This is a genomic window from Robiginitalea marina (assembly GCF_024006985.1).
Taxonomy (GTDB): domain Bacteria; phylum Bacteroidota; class Bacteroidia; order Flavobacteriales; family Flavobacteriaceae; genus Robiginitalea; species Robiginitalea marina.
On record NZ_JAMXIB010000003.1, the window covers coordinates 1 to 19,038 of the forward strand.

General features: G+C 54.0%; 17 protein-coding genes and 1 riboswitch. Of the genes, 11 read left to right on the forward strand and 6 right to left on the reverse strand.

All coding sequences use genetic code 11. The annotated features are described in order from the left end of the window. Both NG653_RS04700 and NG653_RS04705 read left to right on the forward strand, forming a co-directional pair. Positions 1-1,041: DUF6090 family protein (locus NG653_RS04700; protein ID WP_252740523.1), on the forward strand; the 1,041-nt coding region annotated here is incomplete at its 5' end. Further along, entirely contained in the window at positions 1,038-1,799 is a 762-nt protein-coding gene (locus tag NG653_RS04705) for a hypothetical protein (protein ID WP_252740524.1), read from the forward strand. The genes NG653_RS04700 and NG653_RS04705, both read left to right, overlap by 4 nt. A 209-nt stretch (positions 1,800-2,008) precedes the next feature. Here the strand turns inward: NG653_RS04705 and ypfJ are convergent, their stop codons facing one another. Continuing rightward, positions 2,009-2,899 (reverse strand): KPN_02809 family neutral zinc metallopeptidase, encoded by an 891-nt coding sequence (ypfJ, locus tag NG653_RS04710; protein WP_252740525.1) that lies wholly within the window; start codon positions 2,897-2,899, stop codon positions 2,009-2,011. Positions 2,900-3,177: 278 nt separating this feature from the next. Between ypfJ and NG653_RS04715 the strand changes: the two genes are divergently transcribed. The 4 genes from NG653_RS04715 to NG653_RS04730 all read left to right on the forward strand — a co-directional run bounded on the left by NG653_RS04715 (position 3,178) and on the right by NG653_RS04730 (position 7,494). Then, positions 3,178-3,978 (forward strand): DUF6090 family protein, encoded by an 801-nt coding sequence (locus tag NG653_RS04715; RefSeq protein WP_252740526.1) that lies wholly within the window; start codon positions 3,178-3,180, stop codon positions 3,976-3,978. A gap of 86 nt (positions 3,979-4,064) precedes the next feature. After that, positions 4,065-5,741, forward strand: a complete 1,677-nt coding sequence (locus NG653_RS04720) for an arylsulfatase (protein ID WP_252740527.1) — start codon at positions 4,065-4,067, stop codon at positions 5,739-5,741. Between the two features lie 68 nt (positions 5,742-5,809). Further along, positions 5,810-6,586, forward strand: coding sequence for a DUF6090 family protein (locus NG653_RS04725; protein ID WP_252740528.1), 777 nt, complete (start codon positions 5,810-5,812; stop codon positions 6,584-6,586). 194 nt (positions 6,587-6,780) lie between these two features. After that, a complete protein-coding gene (locus NG653_RS04730; protein ID WP_252740529.1) occupies positions 6,781-7,494 on the forward strand; it encodes a DUF6090 family protein in 714 nt (237 codons plus the stop codon). Between the two features lie 140 nt (positions 7,495-7,634). Here the strand turns inward: NG653_RS04730 and solA are convergent, their stop codons facing one another. From solA to NG653_RS04740, 3 genes are all read right to left on the reverse strand, one after another. Then, positions 7,635-8,894: an N-methyl-L-tryptophan oxidase gene (solA, locus tag NG653_RS04735; RefSeq protein WP_252740530.1), complete on the reverse strand. Its 1,260-nt coding sequence runs from the start codon at positions 8,892-8,894 to the stop codon at positions 7,635-7,637. 230 nt (positions 8,895-9,124) lie between these two features. Beyond that, a complete protein-coding gene (locus NG653_RS14815) occupies positions 9,125-9,418 on the reverse strand; it encodes a type II toxin-antitoxin system RelE/ParE family toxin (protein WP_370281068.1) in 294 nt (97 codons plus the stop codon). After that, positions 9,406-9,588 (reverse strand): hypothetical protein, encoded by a 183-nt coding sequence (locus NG653_RS04740; RefSeq protein WP_252740531.1) that lies wholly within the window; start codon positions 9,586-9,588, stop codon positions 9,406-9,408. Before NG653_RS04740 ends, NG653_RS14815 begins: the two co-directional genes overlap by 13 nt. Before the next feature lie 327 nt (positions 9,589-9,915). Between NG653_RS04740 and NG653_RS04745 the strand changes: the two genes are divergently transcribed. From NG653_RS04745 to NG653_RS04755, 3 genes are all read left to right on the forward strand, one after another. Beyond that, positions 9,916-11,745 (forward strand): metallophosphoesterase, encoded by a 1,830-nt coding sequence (locus tag NG653_RS04745; RefSeq protein WP_252740532.1) that lies wholly within the window; start codon positions 9,916-9,918, stop codon positions 11,743-11,745. Between the two features lie 356 nt (positions 11,746-12,101). Next, on the forward strand, positions 12,102-13,823 hold the full coding sequence (locus tag NG653_RS04750; RefSeq protein WP_252740533.1) for an N-acyl-D-amino-acid deacylase family protein: 1,722 nt from the start codon (positions 12,102-12,104) through the stop codon (positions 13,821-13,823). Positions 13,824-13,837: 14 nt separating this feature from the next. Continuing rightward, positions 13,838-15,283, forward strand: a complete 1,446-nt coding sequence (locus NG653_RS04755) for a sulfatase-like hydrolase/transferase (protein WP_252740534.1) — start codon at positions 13,838-13,840, stop codon at positions 15,281-15,283. Positions 15,284-15,368: 85 nt separating this feature from the next. On the opposite strand, the gene NG653_RS04760 is transcribed toward NG653_RS04755, so the two are convergent. After that, positions 15,369-16,313: a hypothetical protein gene (locus NG653_RS04760; RefSeq protein WP_252740535.1), complete on the reverse strand. Its 945-nt coding sequence runs from the start codon at positions 16,311-16,313 to the stop codon at positions 15,369-15,371. A 289-nt stretch (positions 16,314-16,602) separates the two neighbouring features. Between NG653_RS04760 and NG653_RS04765 the strand changes: the two genes are divergently transcribed. Further along, on the forward strand, positions 16,603-17,298 hold the full coding sequence (locus tag NG653_RS04765; protein ID WP_252740536.1) for a peptidase associated/transthyretin-like domain-containing protein: 696 nt from the start codon (positions 16,603-16,605) through the stop codon (positions 17,296-17,298). Positions 17,299-17,447: 149 nt separating this feature from the next. After that, a riboswitch (SAM-I-IV-variant riboswitch) is annotated at positions 17,448-17,540 on the forward strand. 48 nt (positions 17,541-17,588) lie between these two features. Beyond that, the gene (locus tag NG653_RS04770; protein ID WP_252740537.1) at positions 17,589-17,828 is read left to right on the forward strand and encodes a hypothetical protein; all 240 of its coding nucleotides are present in this window, start codon (positions 17,589-17,591) and stop codon (positions 17,826-17,828) included. 117 nt (positions 17,829-17,945) lie between these two features. Here the strand turns inward: NG653_RS04770 and NG653_RS04775 are convergent, their stop codons facing one another. Next, a complete protein-coding gene (locus tag NG653_RS04775) occupies positions 17,946-19,022 on the reverse strand; it encodes a nuclease-related domain-containing protein (RefSeq protein WP_252740538.1) in 1,077 nt (358 codons plus the stop codon). Between the last annotated feature and the right edge of the window lie 16 nt (positions 19,023-19,038).

Below are 19,038 nucleotides of genomic sequence, written 5' to 3' on the forward strand. Positions count from 1 at the left end.
CTGCTTGCCGAAAATAAGATCAACCGATACCTGCTGTATGCCTTCGGGGAGATCGTGCTGGTGGTGATCGGGATTTTGATTGCCCTGCAGGTCAACAACTGGAATGAGGAACGAAAGAAGCAACAAGAAATCTCCAAATTGCTCCACGATATTGAACAGGACCTCCTGCTGAACTACGAATTGGCGGGCTTTGCGCTGGACTTTTACAAGGTGCAGGATTCCATTGCCAGGCGCATTGCCCATAAGACGCTGAGCAAAGCCGATTACCAAAACAATTCCCGCCTGAGCTATTACATCAGCAATTGGGAATACTACCTGCCCGTGGAAAAAAACATCGACCAATTCGTGGAATCTGAAAAACTTGTCCCCCCTGAGTATAAGCCGGTGGTTGATGCGCTGAAAAGGCTTCAGAATTTGAGCGCCGTGCTCGACGACACCTGGGCCAACCTGAAGGGGAATATCGATGAGAATACCCAACGGCTCACCAGCTTTAACTGGTTTGTGAAAAACGATTCCGTTTCCACGGAACTACGCATAAACTATTTCCTGAACGATGAGGGTTATGAAACCCTGGCGCTGCGGTACTGGGTCCAAACCCAGAATTATTACGATAAAATCTCCCGCTACAGGGCGCAAGCCATAGGTGCCCTGGCCACCATCAAAGCTACGAGGGACCGGTATAGCGCCCGCCAAATCCATGGGTTGTTCCAAAAAAGTGGGATGCCCGCTTTTAAGCGGTATCCGTGCAGCGTTGTCCGTTCGGAGTTGCCGTCCTTAAAAACGATCAGGGCCAGCGAGCTTTATGGCAACCTCACCCCGGACACCCTGCACATTGAGCTAACCAACAACCGGGGACAGGCTATTTCGGAATTTACCCTGGCCCCCTCCACCTTCATGAGCATCCCGGGGTCGGAATATTTCGGCCTCGACGGGGACAAGAATACCCTTGCCCGGGTAACGGACCCTGCCGGAAATTGCGTCGGCATCTATGGCGCTTTTGAAAACGGGTATCTTTTGATCCCTGAAAGCAATACCCCATGAAGTTCTTCCGCACCCTGCGCCAACGCCTGCTCACTGAAAACCGGGTTACCCGCTACCTGCTTTATGCCCTGGGGGAGATCTTACTGGTAGTTATCGGGATCTTGCTGGCCCTTCAGATTGACACCTGGAACGAAGCCAAAAAAGAGCAGCAGGCCTCCCGCGATTTCATTTCGCGCTTACTGAAGGAAGTGCGGAAAAATATCGGGTACGCCGGGGCGGAAATAGGGGTGGAGGAACGGCAGACAGCAGCTGCCAAAGCCATCCTGGGCCAGTTTCACGAGCCCGATGGTGCCGGATCGGGACGAATCCTGGATAGCCTGGTCTACATCATCCTATCAAACAACACCCTTGAAATCGCGTCGGGGACCCTGAACGAGGGGTTCAATACCGGTGCCATCGCCCTGATCAGGTCCGATTCCCTGAGGTCGGCCCTGTACAACCTTCCCTCCCGGATTGAGGAAATCAGGAAACAGGAAGAGATTGACCGCGAGGACATCAACGGGCATTTTACCAACTTCCTGTACTATAATTACAACTACCGGAATATGGACAATCACTTCTCCCCCTATAAAGGGCAAATTGGGGAGACGAAATTCCCTTCCTATCACAACCGGAGCCTGCTGGAATCGCCTGCCTTTGAAAACATGGTCGACAACCGGTTCTGGAATTGCCAGGAGCAATTGCGCCAGTTGCTTACATTCAACGAAGCGCTCACACGCATTGACGCCATGATCTCCGCCGTGCTTTCAGAGAGGTGATTTCAGGTGTGCCAATGATGATTTTGTGTTTCTGTCATTTCGAAGGAGTGTAGCGACTGAGAAATCTCACCTAACATATCCTGCACACCATTAATGAGATTTCTCACCCCCCTGAAGTGAGCTTCGCTCTACTTCAGGGGGTTCGAAATGACAGTGCACACTAATGATCTGTTTTCAACGTACCAACCACTTGGAAGTTCCAAATAACCTTAAAGCGAAGTCGCCTTAAACGTATCCCCCTGCCGGAGGTCGCCGGTATCGTAGCCTTTTTTGAACCAGCGCATGCGCTGGGCGGAGGTGCCGTGGGTAAAGGAATCGGGGATTACCCGGCCCATCTGTTCGCGTTGCAGGCGGTCGTCGCCGATGGCATTGGCCGCATTGAGGGCTTCCTCCAGGTCGCCGGGTTCCAGGAGCCCGAAGAGTACCTGGGAATGGTGGGCCCACACCCCCGCGAGGAAATCGGCCTGCAGCTCGAGGCGCACCGAATAGTCATTGAATTCCTTCTGGGGGAGCTGCCCGCGCAGGCGGTCGATCTGGTCGGTAATGCCCATCAGGTTCTGGATGTGGTGCCCCACTTCGTGGGCAATCACATAAGCCTGGGCAAAATCGCCGGGGGCGTTCAGCTTGCGCTCCATCTCCTCGAAAAAACTGAGGTCGAGGTATAATTTCTCGTCCCCAGGGCAGTAAAACGGCCCGGTGGCGCTGGAGGCCCGGCCGCAGGCCGAAGCCACCGTGCCGCTGTACAGCACCAGGGTGGGTTCCCGGTAGTCGGGCAAAAGCTTGTTCCAGACATCCTCCGTATTGGCCAGCACGGTAGCGCTAAAGGTGGCCAGCTCCCGGTCCTCCGCAGTAGGCTCATAAGGGGCAGCCGCCCCGGCAGGGCCGCCACCGCCCATTATAAAGCTCAAGGGGTTGGTGCCTGTGATAAAGGCGAATACCAGCAGCAGGCCCACGATGATCAGCCCGGTTTTGGAAAACAAGAGCCTGATGAGGGGGCCCAGGAGCATCGGGTTGATCCCCCGCCCGCCGCCCATGGACGGGCCCCGCTGGCCCCTGCGGTCTTCGACGTTTGAACTCTGCCTGCTGCCTCTCCATTTCATGGCCTGGTGGTTTTTGGAATTGCGTATTCCAAAATACAAGTTTTCGTTCGGAATTTAGAGGGGCTCGACGCTTAAATTACGGGTTGCTGTCATTTCGAAGGAGTGCAGTGACTGAGAAACCTCACCAAGCGACTTCTGCACACCATTAATGAGATTTCTCACCCCTGAAGTGAGCTTTGCTCTACTTCAGGGGGTTCGAAATGACAGCACCCTCCACGGCATACTGCCAACATATCCCAAGAACCCGTATCTTGTAGCAACCTAAAGACCCAGCCACCTTGTTCCGCTTCTTCCGCACCCTGCGCCAGCGCCTTGTAACCGAAAACAAATACAGCAAGTACCTGCTTTACGCCTTTGGGGAAATTATGCTTGTGGTCATCGGTATTGTGATCGCCCTGCAGATTGACAATTGGAATGAAGAACGAAAACTAAGGATAGAAGAACAAATTCTGCTGAAGCAGTTAAAGGACGAATACATCGCCAACCTGGAGCAGCTCGACGGCAAAATAGCCATCCGAAATCTGCTCATAAAATCTTCAAAGGAATTACTGACCTGTTTCGACAATCCGGATGCAGCAAACAGAGACAGCGTAATTTCCAGATTGGGGAACCTAAGCCTGACGGTCACCTATGACCCTATAGACAATGATCTTGTCGCTTCTGGAAAAATCAATATGATCCAAAACGAGAAACTGAAAAAACTGCTGACCAAATGGTCGACGGACGTGATTCAGGTGCAGGAAGTTGAGGTCATATATCTCAACGCCCACAACAATGTGAACTTCCCCGCACTCTCCAAATTTGGTCTGGGGCGGGCGATGAACAAGGCGCTTTACGATAAGGTTAACAGCGTTGAAGGTTTCTCCAATTTTTTACTCAACCGGGATGAATTGTTCCCGTACGACTTCAAAAATTCAAGGTTAGAGCCTGACCTGCAGGCCATCCTCAACAATCCGGAACTGGAAGGCATGGTTTCCAATTCCATTTTTATCAATGAATTAATCAACTCGGAATCAGCCACCCTCCGGAAACAAATCCTGGATATCCTTGATTTATTGCCGGCGTCGGAACCCAATTAGACCTGTGCATGCTTCGCTTCTTCCGCAACTTACGCCCGCGAGGCCAGGCTTCGGGAAATACCCATTTTAACCCTAACCCCAGGAAAATGACCGAAAACGCACCCGTACTAAACCCCCCTTTACTGAAATCGGGGAGTCGACCCAATTTAGTTGTGCTGTTGATCCTGTTGCTCAGTCTGGGGTCCTGTGCCGAAAAGCCGGAAAAACCCATCCCGAAGCGGCCCCCGAATATTTTGCTGATCGTGGCCGACGACCTGGGGTACACAGACCTGGGGTCCTATGGGGGCGATATCGAAACGCCCAACCTCGATACCCTGGCGGCGGCCGGGGTTCGGTTCAGCCGGTTCCATACCTCCCCCCTCTGTGCGCCCACAAGGGCCATGTTGCTCTCGGGAAACGACAACCATATCGCAGGCATGGGGGTGCAGGGACGGATCCCGGGCCAATTCGGGTACGAAGGGCACCTCACGGACCGCATCGTGCCGGTGCCCAGGCTGCTGCAAGACGGGGGCTACCACACCTTCATGGCCGGCAAATGGCACCTGGGCATGGAGCCTGAGAATAACCCTTTGCAAAAAGGCTTCGTACGCTCTTTTGTGAACCTTCGCGGGGCCGGGAACCATTACGATGATCAGGGGATTTTTGAAGAGACCCCCAGGTCGCTGTATACCGAAGACGGAAAGCCGGCCCCCTGGCCGCAAGGGGCTTACAGCACGGATTTTTACACCGATAAACTGATCGCCTATATGGATGAGGCCCTTGCGCAGAACAAGCCGTTCTTCGGTTTTGCCGCCTATACCTCCCCGCACTGGCCGCTTCAGGTAGATGAAAAATACTGGAAGAAATATGAAGGCCGTTACGATGCAGGGTATGAAACGTTGAAAGCGCGGCGGCTGGAAAGCCTGAAGGCGGCCGGGATGGTCCCTGAAAATGCCGTCCTTCCCCCAAACCACGAACGGGTCATCCCCTGGGATTCCCTCACCGCCGACCAGCAAAAGATGGAAGCCCGGAAAATGGAATTATATGCCGGCATGGTAGACAACCTCGACGTCAATGTTGGCAGGCTCATCCGGCACCTGAAGGAGACCGGGCAGTTCGAAAACACCCTCATCGTCTTTATGTCCGACAACGGGGCGGCAGCCGAGGACTTTTACCACCACCCCCATTACGGGCCGTTTATCCAAAAACACTTTACGGAAGACTATGAAGCCATGGGAAAGGCCAATTCCTTTATCTCCTATGGGCCGCAATGGGCCGAAGCCGGATCCTCCCCGTTCCGTTACTTCAAGGAGTTCCCCACGGAAGGGGGTACCGTGGCGCCCATGATTGTGGCAGGCCCCGGCATACAGGGCAGGAACGCCATTCACGACGAGTTCCTGACCCTTATGGACCTGGCCCCCACCTTCTATGATTTGGCCGGGGTAACCTATCCGGAGCAATTTGAAGGAAAAGAAGTGTTTCCCCTGAGGGGAACTTCCATCCTCCCATTTCTTTCTGGAAAGGCAGACGCCATCCACCCCGACGATTACGTGTTTGGCCTGGAGTTGCACAATTACGGGATGATCCGCAAAGGGGACTGGAAGCTCACCAATACCTCTGACCCCTTTAATGAAGGGGCGTTTGCCCTGTACAACCTCGCCGACGACCTGGCGGAAACCAATGACCTGAAAGCCACCGAACCCCAAAAATATGCCGAACTAATGGAGGCCTGGAAGGCGTTTACGGCGGAGGTGCAGGCGCAAATCCCGCTTCCCGGGGAATGATTTTCCGGCGACTTTCCCGGCAAGTTGCCGCGGTTATTTTTGTACTTTGAACCCGCAATACCCAACCCATGCTCCGCTTCTTCCGCAACTTACGGCAGCGCCTGCTAACCGAAAATAAGTTCAGCATGTACCTGCTGTATGCCGTGGGGGAGATCCTGCTGGTGGTGGTCGGGATTCTGATTGCTTTACAGGTGGATAGCTGGCATGAAACGCGATCGGAAAACAGGGAAGAAACCGCCATCCTGAAATCTTTGAAAACAGATTTTCTCCAAAGTAAAATCAACGTAGACCATACCCTGGAAGACCAAACCAGGGTGGTGCGGTATTGCGCCCGCTTGTTCGAAGTCCTCAGCGAGGGGGATACAACGGTGCCGCCCGATTCCCTGGGGGAATTTATCTATCGGGGTGCCCTGTCGTACTGGCGGATGGAGCCCGCCAACGGGACCTACGATGCGCTCATAGGCTCGGGGCGCGTTTCTCTGATTAAAAATCAGACCCTCAGCCGGTTACTGGCGGAATATTCGGCAGAACTGAAATACGGTTTCGAAGACGAGCTGCAAAGTACCGACCTCACCACCCTGTTGGTGGAAAAAAGCAGCGGTTTTGCCCCGGTTCTCGGAAAATCCGTGTTTGCCACGCATTTCCTGACAACGCGCAGGCAGTTCACGGATAAAGAAATACGGGAGGCCGTTGAGGCGTTGCGGTCCGACAACTCCTTTTTAGGCGTGCTGGCCATGAAGTATGCCCTTGAAGACAACCGGCTGAAATATCAGCAAAAGGTCTCAAAATATATCGCCGACATCCTGGTGCTGCTCGAGGAGGAACTCAGGGAAAAGGGATTGTAGCAGGGACGGGTTTATGATTGGCTAATGCCATCCGTGTCATTTCGAAGGACCCCGATAGCTATCGGGGGAAGGGACGACTGAGAAACCTCACCAAAGATGTGCAGGGGCCTCTTGGGGAGAAATGACCGTTTCATTGAACTGTCAACTTCCCCCAAATATCGCGTATCTTGTAGCGACCTAAAGACCCAACCACCTTGCTCCGCTTCTTCCGAACCCTGCGTCAACGCCTGCTAACCGAAAATAAGTTCAGCAAGTACCTGCTGTATGCCGTGGGGGAGATCCTGCTGGTGGTAATTGGGATCTTGATTGCGTTGCAAATCAACAATTGGAATGAAAATCGAAATAACAGATTCGCGGAAAAACGATACGTGAATGATTTGATTGAGGATTTGAAGAATGACTCAATCATGTTAAACGATATTTATGGCTTCCTGGAATCCAAATCAAGGTCCAAGGAGAAAATAGCTCCCATTTTGCGCGGGGAGCTGGCCGCTGTTGATTCAATGGCCTATCACTTCAACATGCAATGGGCAGTGCAGGACAGGTTTACCCCTACGACCACAACCATAGAGGAATTAAAAAATGACGGAAAGCTCAATATTATAAGGGATATTGGTTTGAGGCGAAAAATAGTGTCCCTTTACAACCTCTATTCCAAGGAGGAATTTGCCGAAGATATGTTCAACCAGCAAAATTTTAAATTGATGGGTTTAGCCAGCCAGCATTTCGGGAACCTGCTGGAACCAAAACCCGGGGAACTCTCGGAAGCCCTCCAAAATAAACCCTTTGTGAACGGGATCATTGCCAATTTCACATTTGCCAGAAAAGATGCCATTGACCAGCTTCAAAAACAGTGCGCCCTGCTGATCAGAGAATTAGAAGTTTACAAGGCCCGGATCAACGGGTAACACACGGGTGTCCGGGGCAGGGAAACACCCAGTGGCAGTCCCAAACAGCTGTTTTGCACATCGTTGATGAGATTTCTCACCCCTGAAGTAGAGCGAAGCTCACTTCAGGGGGTTCGAAATGGCATAGTCCAAGCCCCGCATCAGCCACCAAACCGATCGGCCCGCAATAAATCAATGGGCAGGTCCGTGGCCCCTTCCATGGCCAGGTCGGCCAGGACTTCGCCTATGGCGCTGGCGAACTTAAAGCCGTGGCCGCTGAACCCGGCGGCGACGACCACATCTTTGCCGTAGCCGGGCAGGGGGTCCACCACAAAGTGGCCGTCGGGGGTGTTCGTATAGAGACAGGTTTTCATCGCCAGGGTTTGGGTATAGCCCTGCGGGAGGAACTGCTTCAGGAAGTTTACCAGTGCTTCTTCCTCGGCCTTGCGGGGGCTGCGGTCTGCCGCGGTGGGGTCGGCCACGGCCTCCCCCGGGTAGTGCTGGGCCAGTTTCAGCCCCAGCGGGCCGCCAAACGCCCCGGCAGGCAAAATGGGGAAACCGTAAAAGTCGCGGCCCTCGTGCTCCAGCAGCCAGCAGGGAAAGGTGCCCAGGGCAAAGCGGTCCCAGGCGGCGGGTTGCACCCAGGCCAGCGCCTGGCGCGTAACGTGCAGTTGGGGCGCCAGGGCGGGGAGCAGTTCCCGGGCCCAGGCGCCAGCGGTGACCACCAGTTTGCCGGCCCGATAGGTCTCCCGGGGGGTCCGCACCACCACGCCACCGGTGGTATGCTCCCACCCCAGGACCGGTTCTCCGGAGCGGATAACGGCCCCGCGCAGCAGGGCCTGTTCGGCCATCAACAGGATGCTGCGCTCAGGGGTGAGCAGGCCGGCCTCCGGTTCCTCCAGCCGCTGGTAGTCTTCGGGGAGGGCAAATTGCGGGTATTTTTCCCGGCAGGCTTCCGGGCTGAGCTCGTTCAGGGGGATGTTATACGTTTCGGCTGATTCCCGCACCGTCTGCAGGAAGGCGCTCCCAGGGGGCCCGAAATAGGTGAGCCCCGTTTCAAAATAGACCTGCGCCCCCGTTTCCGATTCCAGGGTTTTCCAGTTTTCGTAGGCCCGTTCCAGCAGGGGCACATAGCCGGTAGCTTCGCCGTAGGCCTTGCGGATGATGCGGCTTTGCCCGCCGTGCGAGCCCAGCTCGTGGGGGATGTCGTACTGCTCCAGCCCCAGCACCCGGTAGCCGCGCCTGGCCAGGTGGTAACAGGCCGAGGCCCCCATGCTGCCGACGCCAATTACGATCACATCGAAGGAGGTGCTCGTTGGGGCCTTTTCCATGTTGCGGTGCACCCGGGCGTACAGCTCGGGCACTGTGAGGCCTGCCGTTACGGTGGCCGAGGTTTTATAGAGGAATTCCCTGCGTTTCATGACCGGTTCTGGCCCCTGCCTTTTTGCCCGCCCGCCGGGCCTCAGTGGGGCGGGGTGCAGGGTTACCCTTAAAGATAGCGAAATTATAACCTGCTTCAGCGCCGATGTCGCTCGCGGACGGGCATGTCGGGTTTCTTTATTCGATATAAAGCCTTTTGTTCCGCGGGTATTTTATGGCGTATTTTAGTCTTAGCTCCTTTGTTTGCCCGGGGTTAGCCAGGAGTAGGCTTCTAAATCCTTCTCCCTAAATCCCGAGACGCATGATGTACCATGAGTATGTGTATGTGGTGCTGATTCACTATTCGATAAATTATGCGATAATTTCCTTCAACCAGTTCCCTAATATTGGGGTCTCCAATTTCCTCGACTACCTTTCCAAGTGAAGGTTGCTTTTTTAGGATTTGTGTACGGGAAAATATGCGCTCTATTTGAAATTTGGCATATCTGGCCGAATCGGGGGAAATATATTCAAAAATTTCCCTGAGATCCTGCCTGGCTGAATCCAGCCAACTTATTCGAACCATTTTTGAAGATCCTCTTTTAGTTCGTCCTCACTGATAGCTTCGCCACTTTGAGATTGCTGTATCCTTTTTTCAAGCTTGTCAATAAAGATCAGGCGCTCAATCAGCTCGTCCATGGAGAACGTATCCGGGAACTTCTCGATGTGTTCCTTCAATTTTTCCTTTGTAATCATGCTGAATTTTTACTCAAGGTACTCATTTCTTCTGCAATAAGATTGCAGTATTCCAGAAATATCCTAAGTCCTGTATTGGTCAGGATGAGGTTGTTGCCGGGCAGGACAGGGTTCATTTGCTGTCCCAAAAGGCCCGTAGCAGCCCGAAGGGACCCGTTCTGCATTTTCCTGCCGCCAGGGGGCATTCCCGCCTTTAAAACAAGCCATGCCCTTACTTGGCGCAGTTGGTTCACCGCGCTTCCTCCTCCCCCAGAATTAACGCAATCTTAAACATGGGAATATTATAGTATTTTCGGATTTTAACCACCTTCCGAAAAATTCTACGCCATGCTTCGACTTGCCTCCCTCCTTTGCCTTGTCTTGTGGTCTGCCGGGGCTTCTGCCCAGCAGAAACCCACCATCTACATCGACATCCCCACCGAGAAAAAGCCGTGGAACCACATTGAGTGGAACGAGTCCCCGGCCCAGTTCCAGTTTGCCATCGTTACCGACCGCACCGGCGGGCACCGCCCCGGGGTGTTCCCCATGGGGATCCGGAAGCTGAACCTGCTGCAGCCGGAATTTGTGATGAGTGTGGGGGACCTGATCGAAGGGTATACCAAAGACACTGTGCAGCTGAATGCCGAATGGAAGGAGTTTATGAGCTTTATCGAGCCGCTGGAGGCCCCGTTCTTCTACGTGCCCGGGAACCACGACTTCACCAACGAGGTCATGGAGGCCAAATGGAAGGAGCTCTTTGGGGTATCCTACTACCACTTCGTATATAAAGACGTGCTTTTCCTTTGCCTGAATTCCGAGGACAACCTCAGGGGCGCCGGCCGGGGCACCATTGGCGACGAACAGTTCGAATACATCAAAAAGGTGCTGGAGGAAAATGCCGGGGTGAAATGGACCCTGGTGTTCATGCACCAGCCGCTTTGGGTACAGGAAGACACCAAACGCTGGAAAGACGTGGAGGCCCTGCTGGAAGGCCGCAACCACAACGTTTTTGCCGGCCACTACCACCGCTACTGGAAGGCCCAACGGAACAACGGGAAATACATCGCCCTGGCCACCACGGGCGGGGGGAGCCGGTTGAGGGGCAGGGCCTATGGGGAGTTTGACCATGTGGTCTGGGCCACCATGACCGAAGAAGGCCCTGTGCTGGCCAATTTGTTCCTGGACGGCATTTGGGACGAGGATGTGGTTACGGAGGACCTGGTCGACCTGGTGCGGAACCGTCCTTTCCCCGTACAGATCGCGCCCATTTACGGCGAAGCCCCCGCCCCGGCGGAACTGTCGGCCGAGGTAAAGGCCACCAACCGCAGCGATACCAAAATGCGCGTTTCCCTTAAAGGGTACACCCACGACCACCTCTTTTACCAGCTGGAGCAAACCGATTTTGTGGTGGAGCCCAACAACGTGGCCACCTTTGCCCTGAAGATGAAAAACCCGGGCCAAACCCCCCTGAGCGAGATGTCTTCCTTTACCGTGCGGGCCGAAATCACCTATGAATTCGAGGCGCAGCCCAATGTCAGTTTTTCCAACGACTTAAAATACCAGCCCTTTGAGAGGCACCCGGTGCGAAAGGTGTCGGGGCGCAAGGTCGACGGGGACCTGAAGGACTGGAAAGGTGCGGAGTGGATCTCCGTGGACCGGCGGGACGGCGCCCCTTTCGATTATGACGGCCCCGCGGATTGCTCGCTGAAATTTGCCACGGCCTATGACGCGGACTATTTCTACGTGGCCGTAGACCTCGCCGACAATGACTTCTTTGTGGCCGAAGACGGCTCTTACTGGGACCAGGACGGCCTGATTGTAGGGCTCGATGCCCGCCCCAAACACCTGAGCGCCTTTAACCAGGGCGAAGGGCGCGGCCGGGACTGGATCGCCTACCTGAGGACTTTTAAAAGCAAAAACCCGGTGTACGACGAAGCCCGCCTTCCGGCTGCAGTGACCTCCGCGGTAAAACGGACGGAAACGGGGGCCACCCTGGAAATCGCCTTTCCCATGGAGTACATCGAAAAAATGGGCGGGGCCGACTGGTCGAGCCTGCGGTTGGGCCTGGGATATTACGATTATGACGCCCGGGACGCCGAGCCGACCACCCTTTTCTGGTTTCCTGCCTGGAATGCCACAGATGATGTGCCCGGGTCGGGGATGCTCTTCCGGGAATGAGGTTTGGGCCCCTCAAGAAGGACGCTTTGTTCCTTCTCCCGGCCATCCGGTCGTATGTCATCAACAAATGGGCCGCTGCACAGGTGGGGTTGAAAACCATCGGGTTTGCCGCCTGAAGGGGTCGGATTTTGCCTGGGTTTCCGTCCGTTCCAGTGGTGGGGCCAGGGCCCCGCACACCATGGGTGTTGCGGTTGGTTTTGGGCAGCGCAGGGCATAATCAGGATGCGCAGCGGTTTTTCCCCTTTCCTTTGATTGGAATGAAGAGCCGCCCGCTTTCAATGGGCTTAAATTAATGCCCCGTGCAACGAATCAGGTTTGAGTTCATTATCTTCATCAAACTATAACTTACTTTACCCATGGGTTTCATAAAGAACTTTTCCAAGAACCTTCTCCCTGATTCCGACAAGCCCCGCAACCTGCTACTGGCGCTCCTTTTGGCCGGCGGATGTACTGCGCCCCCAACCTATGACATCCTGATCCGGAACGGGCGTATTGTGGACGGCTCCGGGGAGGAAGGCTATATCGGCGCCGTAGGTATCAATGCAGATACTATTGCGGCCGTCGGCCAGCTCACGGACGCCAAAGGCATCGTTGAAATCGATGCAACCGGCCTGGTGGTTGCACCCGGATTTATCAATATGCTGAGCTGGGCGCCTGTCTCTTTGATGGAGGATGGCACCTCCCAAAGTGATATCCGGCAGGGGGTCACCCTCGAGGTTTTCGGTGAAGGCTGGTCCATGGGGCCCCTGAACGAAGCCATGAAGAAGACCCAGGAGGAAACCCAGGGGGATATCAAGTACGAGGTCGGATGGACCACCCTGGGGGAAGGCCTGCAATTCCTTGTGGACAAGGGGATTTCGCCCAACATCGCCTCCTTTGTCGGGGCCACCACCCTGCGCATCCACCAGGTGGGCTACGAGGATCGACCCCCGACGGAAGCAGAACTGGATTCCATGAAGCTCCTGGTCCGCCAGGCCATGGAAGACGGGGCACTGGGTGTGGGGTCTTCCCTGATCTACGCACCGGCCTTTTACTCCAGCACAGAAGAGCTGATCGAGCTCTGCAAAGTGGCGTCGGGGTACGACGGCATGTATATTTCCCACATGCGGAGCGAAGGCGAAAAGATCCTCGAAAGCCTGGATGAGCTCCTGCGCATTGCTAATGAAGCCGGGATCCGGGCTGAGGTCTACCACCTGAAGCAGGGCGGGATGGCCAATTGGCCCAAATACGAGGCCGTGGTGGCGAAAATCGACTCCGCCCGGCAGGCAGGGCTGCACATCACGGCAGACATGTACACCTATACGGCGGGCGCCACGGGGCTGGATGCCTCCATGCCGCCCTGGGTGCAGGAAGGCGGTTATGAAAAATGGGCGGAACGGCTCCGGGACCCGGCAGTAAGGGCCAGGGTCATCCGGGAAATGAAGACCCGGGCGGAAGGCTGGGAAAACCTCTACGAGGCCGCGGGAACTGCAGAGAACCTGATGCTGGTTGGCTTTAAAAACGACTCCCTTAAATACCTCACCGGGAAAACGCTGGCCGAAGTGGCGGCCCTGAGGAATCAGAGCCCTGAAGAAACGGCCATTGACCTGGTCATACAGGATGGAAGCCGGGTAGGCACTGTTTATTTCCTGATGTCCGAGGAGAATGTAAAGAAGCAGATTGCCCTGCCCTGGATGAGTTTCTGTTCGGATTCCGGCTCCATGGCGCCGGAAGGGGTTTTCCTAAAATCCAACCCGCACCCGCGCGCCTACGGCAACTTTGCCCGCCTGCTCGGAAAATATGTAAGGGAAGAAAAGGTAATCCCCCTGGAAGAGGCAGTACGCAAGCTCACCTCCCTGCCGGCTGCCAACCTGAAGATCGAGCGCAGGGGGGCGCTAAAACAAGGGTATTTCGCAGACCTGGCCATTTTCAACCCGGAACAGATCCGGGACCATGCCACCTTCGAGAACCCGCACCAGTACGCTACGGGCATGGTCCATGTGTTTGTCAACGGCACCCAGGTCCTCCGCGAGGGGGAACACACGGGGGCGCTGCCCGGGCGCGTGGTCCGGGGCCCCGGTTGGAAACAGTCGCAATGAAGATTCCCCGAACTATGCGCCGCGCTGTACCACTCCTGTTTTTGCTGTTCCTTTCGGCCCGCCTGACGGGCCAGGACCCCCGGCCGAATATTGTGATGATCGTGGTGGACGACATGCGCTACGACGAATGGGGCGCGGGCGGGCACCCCTACCTGCAGACCCCGGAGATCGACCGGCTGGCCCGGGAAGGCACCCGGTTCAACAGGGCCTACCACGCGGTGCCTTTGTGCTCCCCGAACCGGGCGAGCATCCTCACGGGGCAATACCCTTCCCGGCACGGGATTATCGATAACACCTCCAGGAACCAGGCCAGCTTTATGCTCGACCTCTTCCCGAAATACCTGCAGGAGGCCGGGTATACCACGGCCCATGTAGGGAAATGGCACATGGGCAACAGTTCGGCCCCCCGGCCCGGGTATGACTACTGGGTGTGCATGGAGGGGCAGGGAACCACCAACGACCCCGTGCTGTACGAAGGCGGTGCCTCCTATGTGGCCAAAGGCTACATCACCGATATTTTCACCGACAAGGCCTTGGGGTTTATCCGGGACCATGCGGAGGGCCCGTTCTTCCTGTATATCGGGCACAAGGCCGTGCACCCCGAAGCGGTGCAGCGCGACGACGGCACCACGGACCTGGATGTCCCCAAGGAGTTTATCCCCGCCAAAAGGCACCAGGGGCTCTATGAAGGGAAAACCTACCAAAGAAGCCCCTCCTATTCCCCCACGGCTACCGTGGAAGGGGGAAAGCCCGTGATTGAAAATGCTTTTACACTGCGTGCAGAGGCCCTGGCGGCGGACCCGCGGTGGGCCGGCAGCATGGACCTGGGCATTGCGGAAAAAACCATCCAAACCCGGGCGGAAATGATGCTGGCCGTAGATGAAAGCCTGGGGCGGATCAGGGCCGAGCTCGAACGGCTCGGGATCAGCCAGAACACGGTGGTCATTTTGACCAGCGACAACGGATACTTTTTCGGGGAACACGGGTTTTCCCTGGAACGGAGGATGCCCTACGAGGAGTCGGTACGGGCCCCGCTCATTATCCGGCACCCCGGCATCGCTTCCCCGGTGAAGGAAGTGGGGGGCCTGGCCCTGTCGGTGGACCTGGCGGCTACTGCCCTTGATGTAGCCGGCATCCCCGTGGCGGCGACCATACAGGGGAAATCGCTGCTGCCCCTGCTCACCGGCCAGGCGGCGGACCTCCGCACCGTGGGGCTTATCGAATACTACAGCAATGAGAACCCCTTCCCCTGGACCGCCCAGCTCGATTACCGGGTGGTGGTTACCGACCGGTACAAATACATCAAATGGCTGCGGTTTGACCAGGCTGAATTGTACGACCTTGCCAGCGATCCGTATGAGCTGCAGAACCTGATCGGGGACCCCGCGCACCAGGGGGTGGTGAGGCAGTTGCAGGAGCAGCTAAAGCGCTTACAGTTGGAGGCTTTGGGGTTGGAGTGAGGCAGGAAAAGGCGGGGGAAGGCGTACGCTCTGGATTTCCCTATAGCCCCGGGAGGATCAATTGAAACAGGCACCCCCCCGCACTTCATTCCCCCGGATCGCAGGCATCCCAGCCCATCTCGAAGTGGGTGTTCATATACGCGATAATGGCATCTGAAAAAGCCCGGGCAAAGGCTGCCCTGTTCGATTCGGTGTCCCTTACCCCGGCAAAATTTAATTCCATTTGTAAGCCGTTAATGGCGATACCGGGAGCATAACTGGTGTGGTTTGCCGTAATATACCCGCCACTGAAATAGTTGGTGGTCGTTCCCGGGGAGGGGATGTTCCGGCTGGGTACCGAGGGGAAACCCCGGTCGCCCAGGAGGGTCCCAAACGATTGTTCGCCCCTTAAAAGCTGCGCGTGGGTGGCATTGTTGCGGTTGTTTCTGGCCAGATTCGCGATTGAACTGAAATTGATGTACTCAGTGGTGTTGAGGGTATTGTCGGGCAGGTCCAGTTCGTCATCAAAAAGCAGGTACCCCAACTCGATGCGTTGTATCGGGTTTCCATGCCCGTGTAAATCCACAAAAAAGGTTTTGTTGGCGTACTGCCGGTTGGCCGAATTTCGGGCGCGCTTGATAAAATTGTGGAATTCGTTCCAGGCCCTTTCTGCCTGGGCATTTCCGCAGGCCCCGTCCCCTATGTTCCGGTTGGGGTCCAGTTTGCTTCGCTTCAGGTGCGAGATAACCAGGTGGGGGTAGCACCCGGTGCTATTGAAGAGCTGGTTTTTGATTTCCAGGGCGGTTTCTAGGGTGAAGGCGTCCATGGTGTTTACCGCGTCGTTGCAGGTCCGGTCAGGGATTGACGCCGGATCGAGCGTTCCCCCATGGGAAACCGAAATAACCAGGGGCAGTGATCCGGCCTGGTATTCCACATAGCTGTTGGCGCCAAATTCGACCTCCTGCGAAGGTGTTGCGTTGTCCTGATCTTCCACGGTATCCTTCTGACACCCGAATAGAAGAACCAGGATCAGCAATACGGTTGCCCTCATATCTTTTGCGCTATAGCCCCTTTGGGTGGGAACTGTCCTTTTGCACAAATTTAGGGATTGCCGGGCGGGTTTGTGGCGTTGGCCTGAAAAATCAGGCAGGTCATTTGTCGCCTCCCGGGGGGTTACTCCTTTTGCGTTTTTAAGGGGGGTGTTTGGTGAGGGGGGTAAAGCCCCCTATATTTAAGCCCTTCCAGTAAGGTGTAGCCTGCATCTGGAAGAGGTTCAGGGAAGTGAGGGGTTGGTTAGTACCCCATGCCGCTGGATTGAACGACCGAAAAACCATTAAACCATGAACACGCCGGTAATGCGGGTTCCAAAGGAGCGAAAGGCGATGGCCGCCATGACATTGATTTTAATGTCCATTACCTGTTCGGCCCAAAAGGCGTTGCAGGGAACCTACGCAGAACAAGGCGTGCCTATAGATGCGTATTCCTACTATACGTTTCACGGGCAAGGCGGATTTGAATATCACGCCGGCGGGGACCTTGGCGATGATTTTTTTGGAAGGGGAACGTATCGTATCTCGCACGACACGCTCTTCCTCGAGTATAGTGTGGATTCCGCGATACCCCTGCCCTACCATAAGGCAACTTTTTGGACCGATCTTACTGATTCCATTACCCTTGAGGTTCGGGTTAAGGACCTTGAAGGTTCTCCTATTGCACATGCCAACGTGTATTCCCGGGAACACAGCGCTATCGGGAAGGTCGTGGACGGTGATGGGTTTGGCCGGTTCCGGCTCAAGCGCATCGAAACCGACTACGACATAACCGTTAGTTTTATTGGATTTGTACCCCATACGATCAAAATACCCGGTTTCAGGAGCTATCGCCTGGACGTTTTCCTGAGTGAAACGGGCAAAGGGGTTCCCATTTACAAGCATTCCGATACCCTGCGCATCGTGGAATTCACCGACGCCTATCTTGTGTTAAGGGGTGGGGATGATTCGGACAGTAGGTGGGTGAAGGTAGATGGGGGGGAGTGAAATGCATATTTCATTTAGGGGAGAAACGCCTGGGCTCGAAACAGGAAGGGTAACTTACTTCTATCCGGCACTTTGACAAGTTATCAACTTTTTGGTGTACGGATTGTGTGGCCTTTAATGTTTATTTCCTCGTCTAAAGTTGTAAATTTATAGCGTATCAGGAACGCTAAATAGCGTACCAACCGGGCACAAAAGCCACGGTGGTTTAGAATGCGGACATTCGTCAAAAAAAATGAATCACAGTCCAATTATCATTCATGTCTGGTGCATTAACCTAAAATCAATGCACAATGAAGCATGTGTTTACTTCCCGAAAGGGCGACCAGGAATTGTTTTCGGGGTATTATAACCGTTTTTTAGCCCTTAGCAACCAGGAATTGATAGACTCCTATAATGCGCAGGTCCGCACGGGCCTCACCGGGGTGCATGCCCAGGCGGTTTATTTGCTTGCCCTGCGCAAGGCCATGAAAGAGCGTTTTGGCGAAAGCCCGGTTACCCTTGGGGATGGGGGGGTGGTTGGGTTGGAGTGAGGGCTCTGAGAAGGTATTGTGTTTTAAAATTGGGGTTTTTGTAGGATGATCAATCGTCTGGTTTTTTGAGAGATTACTTATCATTTCAATAAAACTCTTAGCGTCTTTGAACGACTGTCAATTTTTTAGCCTTTTCAAATAATTCGCGATGCCAAGCACCTCAGCGTCGTCAAAAATGGGTTCAAAAAAATTGATATAGTCATTCAGCTCGTCTAAATTCTTGATCGCTATATGACGAAACTTTTCATTGGGCTTGTTGTTTATCATCACTAACACATTTCGTGTCGGCAATTCCTTAGCTCCCCAATGATGTTGATTTAAATAGCCCCCTATTTTAGAGCCTTTTCCATTTAATAGTAGATATAAGGCATAACCGGACCTTTGCATTTGGCTTACAGGAGATCTAAGATCGAGATTCATTACTGATTTCTTACTCCAGTTCTTAGTTTCAATGATAAAGACCCCCGCTTTGGTTACCAATAAATGATCTATTTGAATACTCCGTATTGTTTGATTCTCCTTTTTGTAATAGATGGGCTTATCGAATAGAATTGAATAATCATGAAAAAGGACCGCAGTTGTCGATATCTTGTTTAGCTCCTTTGCCACTAAATTCTCTCCAATAGCTCCAGCAATTAATGGATTTAGCTCTGAAATTACTTTCCGTATGTGTTCTAGCTCATGAAGTTTGGTCTTAAATCGATTTGAAATAATACTTTCGCGATTTAATGAAAAGCTATTTACAGAACTTTCAAGAGATTTTAGATTGTAGAGTTTATTTTGGGTGCGGGACCTAACAACTCTTTTATATGACCTTTTGTAAACAAACAGAATAGTTTTTAAGACAATATACTTATACCAGTAAAGCACCTCAACTACTGGATTGCTAGTTTCTACCGATGCTGATGCTTCACAAAGCGTTGTTAGTTTGTTTATCCTTTGAATTAAGCGTGTTTCTACTTCGGCCTTTTGAAGTTGGTAGTCCTTTTCAATGGCCATTTTTTGTTCCAATAGCCTTTCATATTCAAGATTGTAATCTTGTTCTACCTTAAAAAGCAAATCTTCTTTATGGCGATCGAAATACTTGAGGAATTGCTTGATTTCACGGATTGAATTGAACCTTGATATACCCCTATTCTCGAATTCCTGGCGCAATCTTTTTAAGGACTCTATTTGACCGTAAACTATCGGCATGGATTGGATTTTCGGA